The organism is Nonomuraea sp. NPDC004354 (assembly GCF_053602555.1).
The window spans coordinates 1-13,146 of record NZ_JBSGDV010000045.1 but is presented as its reverse complement, the minus strand read 5'-3'; the positions used below and the strand labels follow the sequence as shown (position 1 = coordinate 13,146).

Genomic DNA, 13,146 nt, shown 5'->3' with positions numbered 1-13,146 from the left:
CCGCTACGACAAACGCGCCTACGTCTTCCTGGGAACCGTCACGGTCGCAGCCTTGGTCATCTGGCTCCGCACGTGATCCAGGAAACAGCTCCTAGTGCGGGGACATGGGCGTTTGGGGAGGTTCGTGTGATGGGGCACGTGCAGGTTCTGACCACCGTCTCGCGACCAGAGGAGGCGCTGGCGCTGGCGCGTGGCCTTACAGTCGAGCGCCTCGCTGCTGGCGTGCAGATCCTGGGCCCGATCAGATCGGTGTACTGGTGGCAGGGGTCCATGCACGAGGCCGAGGAATGGCAACTCCTGGTGAAGACCACCACGGCTCTATTCGCTGAGGTGGAGAGGCACATCAAGGCGAACCATTCCTACGTGACGCCCGAGATTATTGCGACCGAGGTCGTCGCCGGCAGTGCCGAATACTTGCGCTGGATCAACGAGGAGACACGAAGTACTGACCCTCCACCATGATCAGCACTTCGAGGAATGAGCGTATGCGCGGGCGAACAACGCCCATCCAGCGCTCCGGGGGCGATTCCGCGTCCGGGACAAGCACCGCCCTGGTACGGCGGCGATCGTGACGAACCAGAGACGTCCTCGCGTGCACAGAGTGCACCCGTCCGTGGAATACAGGTACGACCCAGGTCCGAGTCTTTCCCCGCGGCGTGAGGAGCACGGCTGGAAGGCGTGCACTTGGTCGAGGATCGCCAGGACCATCCCCGCGTGCGCGAGGAGCACTCGCCCCACTTCTTGCCGAGCTGGCCGTTGCTGGGACCATCCCCGCGTGCGCGGGGAGCACAACTCCACCGGCACCGTGCAGATCATCGGCACGGGACCATCCTCGCGTGCGCGGGGAGCACCTGGCCGGTAGGGACGTGTACACGGTTTGAGCGGGACCATCCCCGCGTGCGCGGGGAGCACGTGCGGTTCCCGGACACGGTCTCCATGGAGGAGGGACCATCCCCGCGTGCGCGGGGAGCACTTGGCCTCCCACATGCTCAACGCTTTGTCGCCGGGACCATCCCCGCGTGCGCGGGGAGCACGAGGTCGCGCCTGGATCGTCCGGAGGTGAGGCGGGACCATCCCCGCGTGCGCGGGGAGCACGGTGAGGTGTCCGCCGTATGCGCTTCCGACGAGGGACCATCCCCGCGTGCGCGGGGAGCACATCCGCCATGGCAGCGTCGTCGCGGGCGAACAGGGACCATCCCGCGTGCGCGGGGAGCACCGCGCCGCCTGCCGCACCGCGGACTCGGAACTGGGACCATCCCCGCGTGCGCGGGGAGCACATCCGTAACCCTGTCATGCCCGAGAGGTCCCCGGGACCATCCCCGCGTGCGCGGGGAGCACCTGGTGACTCGCGACGGCGTGCGCATCCCGTTGGGACCATCCCCGCGTGCGCGGGGAGCACGTGACCCGGCCCAGGATGACGGTGTCGGCCATGGGACCATCCCCGCGTGCGCGGGGAGCACGGCAAGCGGATCAACTCTGAGGCGCTGGGGGTGGGACCATCCCCGCGTGCGCGGGGAGCACCCCGGCGGCGGCGCAGCCAATGCTCCGGCTCGGGACCATCCCCGCGTGCGCGGGGAGCACATGAGCAGGGCCACGGTCCGGGTGCCGTTGGCGGGACCATCCCCGCGTGCGCGGGGAGCACGTCTACGCGGATCTCGTTCACGCGGTGCTCTCGGGACCATCCCCGCGTGCGCGGGGAGCACGGGTCCCGACTCGGCTCGACCGTGACGTCAGGGGGACCATCCCCGCGTGCGCGGGGAGCACCGCAAGGCGATCAAGGCCTTGCGTGACGAGGGGGGACCATCCCCGCGTGCGCGGGGAGCACAAGGCGTGGCAGGAGAGCGTCCAGCCGCAGACGGGACCATCCCCGCGTGCGCGGGGAGCACCCCGGCCGGACACGCCCGATCCCCTCCCGGCAGGGACCATCCCCGCGTGCGCGGGGAGCACATGCGCGTCCACGCTGACGCTCCTCGGTTGTGGGGACCATCCCCGCGTGCGCGGGGAGCACTCTACGATCGTCATCAGATTCCTCTCGGGATCGGAACCATCCCCGCGTGCGCGGGGAGCACTCCTCCATGGCCTTCCAGGCGCCCGCCAGGGCGGGACCATCCCCGCGTGCGCGGGGAGCACTCATGCGCCGTGGTCCACTGGTCCAGGCAGATGGGACCATCCCCGCGTGCGCGGGGAGCACGTCTGGCCGAACTCCGCCACGAACTTCCGGGCGGGACCATCCCCGCGTGCGCGGGGAGCACAAGAACGCGGCCAAGCCCCCACAGCCCGAACCGGGACCATCCCCGCGTGCGCGGGGAGCACACACTGTTCGCCAGCACCAGCATTAGAACCGCGGGACCATCCCCGCGTGCGCGGGGAGCACCCCTCGACGACCTTCGGCAGGCGCAGGACAAGGGGACCATCCCCGCGTGCGCGGGGAGCACGTCCACACGCCGATCGCCGCGGCGGCTACCGCGGGACCATCCCCGCGTGCGCGGGGAGCACACCCCCAGCGTTGACGCCGTCTGCATCAGCAGGGGACCATCCCCGCGTGCGCGGGGAGCACTTGAGCACGAACCTGACCCAGTCGCCGAGCCCGGGACCATCCCCGCGTGCGCGGGGAGCACGGCGTGGACATGGTCGAGGTGTACCGTCGTCCGGGACCATCCCCGCGTGCGCGGGGAGCACAAGCCCATCGAGCCCGGCCAAAAGTACGAGCGGGGACCATCCCCGCGTGCGCGGGGAGCACAGTGGGCTGAGGATCGGCGGCCGGGGTGGCCGGGGACCATCCCCGCGTGCGCGGGGAGCACGTGATCGAGCTGGTCGCCCAAACTCTCCCGGTGGGACCATCCCCGCGTGCGCGGGGAGCACAGGAACAGGGCGTCACGATCGCCGCCGCCGCGGGGACCATCCCCGCGTGCGCGGGGAGCACTGCCGACGGCGGCGATGTGTGCGCAGCCGTGGGGGACCATCCCCGCGTGCGCGGGGAGCACATTTTGATCGCGGTTGCCGCCGCGTGCTGGGCGGGACCATCCCCGCGTGCGCGGGGAGCACCATCCTCTTCGGAGGGTGGGCGGGGCTTCTTCGGGACCATCCCCGCGTGCGCGGGGAGCACGAGGATGCGGCGTGCGCCTGTCTCCCGCTGCTGGGACCATCCCCGCGTGCGCGGGGAGCACGACATCAAGCGTGGCCTGGCCGAGCTGGAGCTGGGACCATCCCCGCGTGCGCGGGGAGCACTCTGCTTCACCTGCACGAATGGCCGCGGGAGGGGCGGGTTTCGAGCACTTCTAGAGAATCGGACATAGGGGGCATCGTCGTTTCGTTGCATGGGTATCTAGCAGCCGGTCGGGGGGCGGTTATCAAGCCGCCCGAAGGGATTTATCGCCAATTAGCCCGTTGTGTGCCTTTTACGTTCATTCGGTCGGCGTCGTCCCTGTAGGGCGGTATTCGGCTGGGCCCCTGTTGTATGGATGTCTCCAATTCAATCGTCCTCGTCTGGGCGTACGTTGTACCGCCGCGTAGTGGGGCCGATCTTTCGCGCCGGGGGATAATCTTCCTCCTCCGGCGTACTTCTTCGCCGATTATCGGTGACTCTGTGCAGGGCGATCGTGCGCGTGCCCTTTAATGATCGGCATGCTCGATGAGGAGCCGTTTCTGCAGCGTCTGGGTGACGGGTTGTCGGTGGCAGCTCGTACGGTGTGGGCCAAGCATGACCGGGTCAGCGACGGATGGTTGCCGTTATGGCGCCACATGGCCGACAGCGGTCTGGTGGCCGGCTTGCTCTGGGACCGGTGGCTTCCAGATCAGGTGCACCGGATCGTGGCTGAGAACCTCCCAGGCGGCGTGGAAGAGGCACGTCGATTGGCCATCTGGCTCGCGACGGTGCATGACATAGGCAAGGCCTCGCCGGCGTTCGCTTGCCAGGTGGACGGGCTGGCGGACACGATGCGGGCAGCCGGGCTGGACATGCCGGATGTGAAGCGGCTGTCTGATCGCAAACTCGCGCGCCACGGCCTCGCAGGTCAGGTGCTGCTGCAGGAGTGGCTGGTCGAGCGGTACGGCTGGGCGCGTTCGGCAACCATACAGGTGGGGATCATCGCAGGTGGCCACCACGGGGTGCCGCCCACGTTCGACGATATTCGGAACCTGAACGTGCGACCGCATCTGCTACGCACACCGGATTGCGCGCAGCTCTGGAAGGCTGTGCAGCATGAGCTGTTGGACCACATTGCCGAGGCATGCGGGATGCAACACCTGCTGTCGGGCTGGCAGAAGGTCAAGGTCACACAACCGGCGCAGGTGTTGCTGACCGGGCTCGTCATTGTGGCGGACTGGATCGCCAGCAATGCCGATCTGTTTCCGTACTTCCCGCAAGCCGAGCATCAGAACGGGCCGGAGCGGGTGGCGGCGGCCTGGCGTGGCCTGGATCTGCCGGAGCCATGGCGTCCTCATGAGCCGGTGGACGACCCGGATACGTTGTTCGCCTCACGTTTCGATCTACCAGTGGGAGCACATGCGCGTCCGGTGCAGGTGCGCGCGGTGGAGTTGGCACGCTCCATGACGGCCCCCGGGCTGATGATCATTGAGGCGCCAATGGGGGAGGGTAAGACCGAGGCGGCGCTGGCGGTGGCGGAGACCTTTGCGGCGAAGTCGGGAGCGGGCGGCTGCTTCGTCGCGCTGCCCACGATGGCGACGGGCAATGCGATGTTTCCTCGCATGCTGGCCTGGCTGCGTCAGGTGACGGCTGGTCAGGGCAGACGTTCGGTACTTCTCGCGCATTCCAAGGCGGCCTTGAACGAGGATTTCGCCGAGCTGGTGCGTGCTGGTCGGCGAGCCGTACGCGAAGTTGATGTTGATGGGGGTGGAGACGAGTGGAGCCGTCGTGCGGATCGAATGGCGTCCTCGGCTGATCTGATCGCCCATCAGTGGCTCCGCGGCAGGAAGAAAGGCATGCTGTCCTCCTTCGTGGTCGGAACGGTTGACCAGTTACTGTTCATGGGTCTCAAAAGCCGACATCTGGCACTACGGCACCTGGCGCTGGCAGGCAAGGTGGTCGTCATCGACGAGGCGCATGCCTACGACACCTACATGAACTCTTACCTCGACCGGGTGCTGTCCTGGTTGGGCGCCTACCGGGTACCGGTGGTGGTGTTGTCGGCCACGCTGCCGGCGGGGCGTCGCCGTGCTCTGGCCGCCGCCTACGCTGGCGCGACAGACGATCCGGAAGCGGTCTCAACGCACGCCTATCCGCTGCTGACTGCTGTGGAACCGCGCGGGTCGGCGAGGACCGTGCAAGTCTCGGGCTCTGCGCAGACGTCACACGTACGGCTGGAGCGGCTGGACGACGATCTGAGCAGGTTGTGTGATCGCCTGGCCGAGGAACTGGCCGAAGGTGGCTGTGCTCTGGTGGTGCGTAACACGGTGGACCGGGTGTTGGAGACGGCCGCGGCGTTGCGGGAGCGATTCGGACCAGAGGGTGTGACGGTGGCCCACGCCAGGTTCGTGGACTTGGACCGAGCGGAGAAAGACGTCGATTTGCTGGAGCGTTTCGGTCCTCCAGGCAAGAGTGTGGGCCGCCCGACAAAACCGCACGTGGTCGTGGCGAGCCAGGTCGCCGAACAGTCCCTGGATATCGATTTCGATCTCCTTGTGACCGATCTTTGCCCGGTTGACCTGTTGCTACAACGGTTGGGACGGCTGCACCGCCACGTGCGTGAACGGCCATCGAGGCTGCGGTCCCCGCGTTGCCTGGTGACTGGCACGGACTGGCAGGCGGTTCCGGTGCAGCCGGTATCTGGTTCGCGTCGCGTTTACCGGCTGCACGCACTGCTGAGGTCGGCTGCCGTGCTGGAGCCGTACCTATCGGGCCGGATTCTGAGGTTGCCGGAGGACATCAGCCCGCTGATCCAGGGGGCCTATGGGCCTGACCCTGTTGGGCCGGAGGCCTGGCGCGAGGCCATGGCTCAGGCGCTTGAGAGCGAGGAACTACACCAGGCGGAGCAGCGGGTCAAGGCTGCTGCATTTCAGCTCGGAGAGGTCGGACGAGAGGGCCGCGCGCTGGTGGGCTGGCTGGACGCCGGCGTCGGGGATGCCGAGGAAACCCGCCGCGGACGCGCTCAGGTGCGCGATGGGGCGGAGTCTCTTGAGGTGCTGGTCGTGCAGCGTCGATCGGACGGGACGCTGGCCACGCTGCCGGGACTGAGCAAAGGCCGGGGTGGGCGGAAGCTGCCGACCGAGTCTGCGCCCGAGCCAAGGCTGGCCCGCATCGTCGCCGCAAGCGGTCTTCGGTTGCCCTTTCACTTCTCCGTCCCCCCGACGATCGACCGGGCCATCCAGGAACTTGAGGCTGTGTGCATCCCGGACTGGCAGACGCCTGACAGTCCTTGGCTGGCCGGGGAGCTGATCTTGTTGCTCGATGAGAACTGTCGGGCTCGCCTGGCAGGCTACGACCTGCACTACACCACTGCCGACGGCCTGGAGGTGGCTCGTGCCGAATGATCGAGCGTCCTTTGATCTGACCAGCAGTCCTTGGCTACCAGTACAACGCCATGATGGCCGCGCCGACCTGCTGTCGCTGAGGGGCATCTTCGCCCAGGCGCGTGACCTGCGCCGGGTGGTAGGCGATGTGCCCACCCAAGAGTTTGCGCTCATGCGACTGCTGTTGACGATCCTGCACGACGCGATCGAAGGGCCGCGGGATCTGCAGGACTGGAACGAGCTGTGGAACGACGGCCTTCCCACCGCCCGTGTCGAAGAGTATCTGGATGCCTGTCGCAGCCGGTTCGACCTGCTCCACCCGGATACGCCGTTCTTCCAGACTGCCGGACTGTGCACCATGACCGGCGAGATCAGTTCACTGGACCGCCTGATCGCAGATGTGCCCAATGGGGCGCCGTTCTTCACCATGAGGGCGCGTGGAGCCGATCGGCTCGACTTCGCCGAGGCAGCCCGCTGGTTGGTGCACGCGCACGCCTTCGACACCTCCGGCATCAAGACCGGCGCGAAGGGCGACCCGCGCGTCAAGAGCGGCAAGGTCTATCCGCTCGGCGTCGCCTGGTGCGGCAACCTCGGCGGGGTGCTGGCAGAGGGTGACAACCTGAGCGAGACGCTGTTGCTCAACTTGATCGCCTTCGACACATTCAATCTGGACGTCGATCCTGATCGTGATCTCCCGGCCTGGCGGCAGACGCCGCCGGGCCCGCAAGCGGCGAACCCGATCGAGCTGAAAATGCGACCGGCCGGGCCGCGTGATCTGTACACCTGGCAGTCCCGGCGCATACGGCTGGCTTTCGACGCCGAAGCAGTACGCGGAGCGGTGCTGGCTTACGGCGACCCCCTCACGCCGCACAACCTGCACCTGAAGGAGCCGATGACCGGCTGGCGGCGCAGCCCTGCGCAGGAGAAGAAACTGGGCGAGGCCCAGGTGTACCTGCCGCGCGAGCACGATCCCGCCCGGACCGCCTGGCGCGGGTTGGGTGCCTTGGTCGCCGGAAGAGCGGAAGGGGCCGAGCAGCGCAAGGAATCCGCTGAGTTGGTCCGGCCACGCATCCTGGATTGGGTCGCCAGGCTGACCGTGGAAGGTGACCTGCCACCCGACTTCCTCATTCGCGCCAGGTTGTTCGGCGTCGGTTACGGCACGCAGCAGTCGGTCATCGACGAGATCATCGACGATGAGGTAGCCATGCCGGTGATCCTGCTGCATCGCAGTGATACGGGCTTGGGCCAGACCGCGATAGACGCGGTCGCTGACGCCGACATGGCAGTCGCCGCACTCGGCGATCTGGCCGCCGACCTTGCGCGTGCCTCCGGGGCGGATGCGGAGGCGCCACGCACCGCCGCCAAGACAGTGGGCTTCGCAGCGTTGGATGGAGCGTTCCGCGCCTGGCTCGCTCAGCTAAGCCCTCGTGACTCTGCCCAGCAGCAGCGCGAGGCCTGGCAGCGCAAAGCGCACCGCCTCATGCTCAGCTGCGGCGAGGCGCTGCTCGCAACCGCCCCGGACGCCGCTTGGGCCGGACGCGTCATCACGACCAAACAGGGCCGGGATCTGTGGCTGACAGCAGGGCAGGCGGACTTGAGCTTTCGCGCCAGGCTCCGCGCCACCCTCCCGGGTGCCCAACCCTCGACCGCCGGGGACCTCCTACACAGCAGCGCGGAGACACCTTCATGACCACAACCGCACCCCCCACCCAGCCTTCGGTGAAGGACCTCCTCCAGATCATTGCCGATGAGTTCATCACTGACCTGCAGAAGGACTACCTCGCTGATCAAAGTTGGGCGGTCGCGTTGATGGCACGGCTGCGCCGAGGCGCTGGCAAACTGCCCCAAGACGTGCCCGATCTGTGGGGTATGACCGGAACAGGCCGCCTCTACGAGCATGATCTGCCCGAACCAGAGGCGCTTAGGGCCGAGACCGCACTGTTCCTCGCCGTCACGCTGTACGCACTGCACCAGCAGTCAGTTACGAGCATGGGTATGCACCGGGCGCACATCCAACTAGGGACAGCTGTCCGCCGCCTGATGCCCGGCGGAGAAATCGACGAGCCGATCCGTCGCCGCTTCGTGCGCGTGGGCACCGCAGGCACCAGCCACACCCTGGCCCACCGCCTGCGCGAGATCGTCTCCCTGCTGCACGGAGAGTCGATCCCGCTGGACTATGCGCTGCTGGCCGGCCAGCTGTATCAAGCCCAACATCCTGAAGGCATGCGTCAGGTACGGCAAAGCTGGGGCCGCAGCTTCCACGCATACCGGCCCCCTGCCATCACCCCAACCGACGACACCTCGTCCGATGACGCTGCCACCCCGACCATGGTCACTCCCACCGAGAAGGACAGCTGATGACGCGCACGATCTTGGAGCTTCACGCGCTGCAGACCGTTCCCCCGAGCTGCCTCAACCGGGACGACACCGGCACACCCAAAACCGCCTTGTATGGCGGGGTGCTGCGTGCCCGCGTCTCCAGCCAAGCATGGAAACGCGCCACCCGGCGTGCCTTCCACGACCTGCTGGACCCCGCGGAGTTGGGGGTGCGCACCCGCAAAGTGGCCGAACTGCTTGCCGACCGCATTCGCCACGTTGACGACACCATCGAGCAGAGCCAAGCTTGGGCCCTGGCCGCCGAAACCGTTCAAGTCGCCACCGGATCCAAGATCGATACTCCGAAGCGCAACGCCGGCAAGGAAGGGCCTGACCCCGCGCCGGAGTCCAGGTATCTGCTGTTCCTCAGCGCCCACCAACTGGACGGCCTGGCCGAACTCGCCATCAAGGGACGCGACGACATCAAGGCCTTCTTCAAGGACAAGGTCGCCAAGGATCACGCCAGGCAGATCGCGAACACCCGTCACTCAGTCGACATCGCTCTGTTCGGCCGCATGGTGGCCGACAGCGCCGACATCAACGTTGACGCAGCCGCGCAGGTTGCACATGCCATCAGTGTCCACCGGGTGGAGAACGAGTCCGACTATTACACCGCAGTCGACGACTACAAAACCCGGGAGACCGACGACCAGGGCGCTGGCATGATCGGCACAGTCGAGTTCAACTCCGCCACCCTCTACCGATACGCCGCTGTCGACGTCGACCTGCTACGCCACAACCTGGGCGCCGGCCTACGGGACGACCAGCCGATCACCGAGCCGGTCCAGCGGGCCGTAGAGGCATTTCTCCACGGCTTCATCACCTCGATGCCCACCGGCAAGATCAACACCTTCGGTAACCACACTTTGCCTGACGCGGTCCTGGTCAAGCTGCGCACCAGTCGGCCTATCAATGTCGTCGCCGCCTTCGAAGAACCGTGCCGGGCCGAGCCGGAAACCGGCGGCCACCTCCGACAGGCGTGCGAGCGATTGGCCTCATACATACCCGAGATCGAAGGCGCCTATGGCCTGGCCGACGAAGGCCCCAGTTGGCTTCTGCGCGTCGGCCCCAATACCCAGGCGCTGTCCGGGCTCGGCACAGAGCTTTCGCTGACCGAGCTGGTCAGTGCGGTGGGCACGGAGGTCGCCCGGCGACAGGACGGCGTATGAGCGTCCTGCTGCTGCAACTGGCCGGCCCCCTGCAGTCGTGGGGGGTCGGCTCGCGCTTCGCTCGCCGCTCCACCGAGGCCGCCCCGACCAAGAGCGGCGTGATCGGCCTGCTCGCTGCTGCCCTCGGACGCCGCCGTGACGAGGATGTCTCGGATCTAGCCGCGCTGCGTTTCGGGGTCCGCCTCGATCAGCCCGGCAGACTGTTGCGTGACTACCACACCGCACAGCGGTTCACCGGCGAGTCGTTGCCCGTCTCTGAACGCTATTTCCTTGCCGACGCCGTCTTTTTGGCGGCTGTCGAAGGCGACCGTCAGTTGATCGAGCGACTTCACCAGGCCGTTCGCCATCCTGTGTTCTTGCCCTACCTTGGCCGTCGCTCCTGCCCGCCCGCCAGGCGACTGGATCTGGCTGTGGACCATGACAAGGCATTGGAAGAGGCGTTGAAGGAGCAGGAGTGGCATGCAGCCCGCTGGTACCAGCGCCGTCATCCCCGCCAGCCCACTATCAGGCTGGACATCCTGTTGGAATCCACGGCTGAGGACGGGCCTACCGGCACTCTTCGCGATCAACCGGTGACCTTTGACGCTCGCCATCGGCAGTATGCGCTGCGCGGTATCCGAGAGACCTGGACCGAGATACCCAACCCGGCAGTCGCCCGCTTCGCCGCGGCCAGCTACCACCACGACCCGACCGCGCTCCTGGGAGGCGCGTGATGAATCTGACCCGTTTTCGCCTTAACACCGCTCGCATCGGCGCCCGCCGACTGCTGTCCTCCCCGCAGATGTTGCACGCTGCGGTGATGTCCTCCTTCGCTGAAACTCCGCCCGAACCGGGCAACGGCCCCAGAGTGCTTTGGCGCATCGACGCCATCAGCCGGGCCGAGACCTACCTCTACATCGTCAGTCCGGACAAACCGGACCTGACCCACCTCGTCGAGCAGGCGGGCTGGCCCCAGACCGGGAGCTGGGACACCTTCGAATACACCCCACTCCTGTCGAGGCTGGCCGTAGGGGACCGGTGGTCCTTCCGCCTCACCGCCAACCCCGTCCACACCGCGCGCCGTACTGACGACGAACCCACTAAGATCACCGCACACATCGGCGTCCGCCACCAGACCAACTGGCTGCTGCAGCGTCAGCAAAGCGCCGGATTCGCCGTATTGCCCAAACCACCCCACCGGCGACACCTCCCAGAGGGAGACGAGCACGAGCTCGTCATTCACAACCGCCGCCAGCTCGCCTTCGGCAAGTCCGGCCAGCGCCGTCCCGTCACCCTGATGACCGTCACCTACGATGGACTGCTGGAGATCACCGATGTCGGAGCCTTCCGGCGGACGCTCACCCACGGGCTGGGCAGGGCCAAAGCCTACGGATGCGGCCTGATGACACTCGCGGCGGTGTGAGAACGTGGCCACCGTAGGCAGGCGGGGAGCCTCGTCACCACGCGAACTCACCCGGATGGCGGACCGACTCTCCTTCGTCTACCTCGAGCGCTGCTCCGTCCACCGTGAAGACAATGCCTTGACAGCCGAGGACGCCGACGGGGTGATTCATATCCCCTCCGCCACCATCGGCACCCTGCTTCTGGGCCCGGGCACGCGAGTAACCCACCAGGCCATGAGCGTGCTGGGCGACAGTGGCGCCGGAGTCGTGTGGGTGGGTGAGCGGGGCGTCCGCTTCTACTCAGGCGGAAGATCGCTCAATCGCTCCTCCGCCCTCGTCGAAGCTCAGGCCACCAAGTGGGCCAACCAACGCACGCGTCTGGAGACCGCTCGCCAGATGTATCGAATGCGTTTTCCCGATGAAGAACCCGCAGGTCTGACGCGGCATGAACTCCTCGGCCGAGAAGGACGACGCGTCAAGGCGTGCTACCGTCACCACGCCGCCAGGACCGGCATCGCTTGGAACGGCCGCCAGTACCTGCCCGGCGAGTTCTCCTCTGGCGATCCGGCCAACCAAGCGGTAACAGCTGCCGCCCAGTGCATGTACGGCATCGCCCAGACCGCCGTCGCCGCCCTCGGCTGCTCCCCAGGCCTGGGCTTCATCCACTCGGGGCACGAACTCGCCTTCGTCCTGGACATCGCCGACCTGTACAAAACCGAGATAGCCATCCCGATCGCCTTCGATGTGGCCGCCGAAGGCCCTGACGACGTTGGCTCTCGCACTCGCCGCGCCATCCGCGACCAGGTCAACAAGGTCGGGCTGCTCAAGCGGTGCGTGGAAGACATCAAGCAACTCCTGCTACCCGGTGCCGGACCTGATGAGGACACCGATCGCGTCACCCTGCAAAGCGATCGCGGGATAGAGCTGACTGCTGGCCGAAACTACGCCGTTGATCTTCCCGACAGCGATGAGGTGCCCTGGTGACCATCATCGTGCTTACCCGCTGCCCGGTCGGGCTGCGTGGCTTCCTCACCCGGTGGTTGCTGGAGATCTCGCCCGGCGTCTTCATCGGGGGTCCCTCCGCACGCATTCGACAGGCCCTGTGGGGAGAAGTGCGCCAGTACGCGGACATCGGACGAGCACTGCTGGTGTACTCCACAAACAATGAACAAGGGTTCGCCTTCGAAACTCACGACCACAGTTGGCATCCGATCGACCACGACGGCCTGGTGCTGATCCGTCGGCCCAAAGACCGGCCTGCAGTCACATCGGCTCCTCCGCCCAGCGGATGGAGCAAGGCGGCCAAACGCCGCCGATACCGCCAAAATTAAGGCCAGTACGCAACCCAGCAACCTGGAGTCGAGCTGGAGATCCTTCGGCGAACCGGGCGAGCCGCCGTCGCTATGTCCGAATTGTGTAATTCGCTGAAAGTACTCGGAATTGGCCTGTCGATCGCCTAAAGGCGCAGGTCGCTCAGTGTGCTCCCCGCGCACGCGGGGATGGTCCCTCGGACCGGTAGCCGCGAGCGTGCGCGAGCGCGTGCTCCCCGCGCACGCGGGGATGGTCCCCGACCCGCGATCCCGGCCGGGGCCGTGCCCGCGTGCTCCCCGCGCACGCGGGGATGGTCCCCCGACTCCGGACGGGGTGGCCGGCCGCCTCTAGGAGCTGTTTCTTAGATCTCCTGACGGTGAGCGCTGGTCTTGTCACTCTTGGCATATGGGTCGTGGTGATCTGACGAACGCCGAGTGGGA

9 protein-coding genes and 2 CRISPR repeat arrays are annotated in these 13,146 nt (G+C 66.9%); all 9 genes read left to right on the top strand.

The annotated features are described in order from the left end of the window. Positions 1-138: 138 nt before the first annotated feature. The 9 genes from cutA (at position 139) to cas2e (ending at position 12,726) form a co-directional block, all read left to right on the top strand. Complete coding sequence (cutA, locus tag ACWENQ_RS45900; RefSeq protein ID WP_452419787.1) at positions 139-462, top strand: divalent-cation tolerance protein CutA; 324 nt, start codon at positions 139-141, stop codon at positions 460-462. 238 nt (positions 463-700) lie between these two features. Next, positions 701-1,156: a CRISPR direct-repeat array (repeat unit 29 nt; unit sequence GGGACCATCCCCGCGTGCGCGGGGAGCAC). A 91-nt stretch (positions 1,157-1,247) separates the two neighbouring features. Then, positions 1,248-3,228: direct repeats of the CRISPR family, unit length 29 nt; unit sequence GGGACCATCCCCGCGTGCGCGGGGAGCAC. A 396-nt stretch (positions 3,229-3,624) separates the two neighbouring features. Next, positions 3,625-6,489, top strand: coding sequence for a CRISPR-associated helicase Cas3' (gene cas3 / locus ACWENQ_RS45895; RefSeq protein WP_452419786.1), 2,865 nt, complete (start codon positions 3,625-3,627; stop codon positions 6,487-6,489). Beyond that, on the top strand, positions 6,479-8,158 hold the full coding sequence (gene casA / locus ACWENQ_RS45890; protein ID WP_452419785.1) for a type I-E CRISPR-associated protein Cse1/CasA: 1,680 nt from the start codon (positions 6,479-6,481) through the stop codon (positions 8,156-8,158). Before cas3 ends, casA begins: the two co-directional genes overlap by 11 nt. Next, the gene (casB, locus tag ACWENQ_RS45885) at positions 8,155-8,826 is read left to right on the top strand and encodes a type I-E CRISPR-associated protein Cse2/CasB (protein WP_452419784.1); all 672 of its coding nucleotides are present in this window, start codon (positions 8,155-8,157) and stop codon (positions 8,824-8,826) included. The genes casA and casB overlap by 4 nt, the downstream gene beginning before the upstream one ends. Next, the gene (gene cas7e / locus ACWENQ_RS45880; RefSeq protein WP_452419783.1) at positions 8,826-10,013 is read left to right on the top strand and encodes a type I-E CRISPR-associated protein Cas7/Cse4/CasC; all 1,188 of its coding nucleotides are present in this window, start codon (positions 8,826-8,828) and stop codon (positions 10,011-10,013) included. The genes casB and cas7e overlap by 1 nt, the downstream gene beginning before the upstream one ends. Beyond that, positions 10,010-10,726 (top strand): type I-E CRISPR-associated protein Cas5/CasD, encoded by a 717-nt coding sequence (gene cas5e / locus ACWENQ_RS45875; RefSeq protein ID WP_452419782.1) that lies wholly within the window; start codon positions 10,010-10,012, stop codon positions 10,724-10,726. Before cas7e ends, cas5e begins: the two co-directional genes overlap by 4 nt. Further along, positions 10,726-11,415 carry a type I-E CRISPR-associated protein Cas6/Cse3/CasE gene (cas6e, locus tag ACWENQ_RS45870; protein WP_452419781.1) on the top strand — a complete coding sequence of 230 codons (690 nt, stop codon included), beginning with the start codon at positions 10,726-10,728 and terminating at the stop codon, positions 11,413-11,415. Before cas5e ends, cas6e begins: the two co-directional genes overlap by 1 nt. Positions 11,416-11,419: 4 nt before the next feature. Next, the gene (cas1e, locus tag ACWENQ_RS45865) at positions 11,420-12,379 is read left to right on the top strand and encodes a type I-E CRISPR-associated endonuclease Cas1e (RefSeq protein ID WP_452419780.1); all 960 of its coding nucleotides are present in this window, start codon (positions 11,420-11,422) and stop codon (positions 12,377-12,379) included. Next, positions 12,376-12,726, top strand: a complete 351-nt coding sequence (cas2e, locus tag ACWENQ_RS45860; protein ID WP_452419779.1) for a type I-E CRISPR-associated endoribonuclease Cas2e — start codon at positions 12,376-12,378, stop codon at positions 12,724-12,726. The genes cas1e and cas2e overlap by 4 nt, the downstream gene beginning before the upstream one ends. The last annotated feature ends 420 nt before the right edge of the window (positions 12,727-13,146 follow it).

Coding starts and splice junctions, on each gene's coding strand:
- cas3 (WP_452419786.1), top strand. CDS start 3,625: ATGCTCGATGAGGAGCCGTTTCTGCAGCGTCTGGGTGACGGGTTGTCG.
- casB (WP_452419784.1), top strand. CDS start 8,155: ATGACCACAACCGCACCCCCCACCCAGCCTTCGGTGAAGGACCTCCTC.
- cas7e (WP_452419783.1), top strand. CDS start 8,826: ATGACGCGCACGATCTTGGAGCTTCACGCGCTGCAGACCGTTCCCCCG.
- cas5e (WP_452419782.1), top strand. CDS start 10,010: ATGAGCGTCCTGCTGCTGCAACTGGCCGGCCCCCTGCAGTCGTGGGGG.
- cas6e (WP_452419781.1), top strand. CDS start 10,726: ATGAATCTGACCCGTTTTCGCCTTAACACCGCTCGCATCGGCGCCCGC.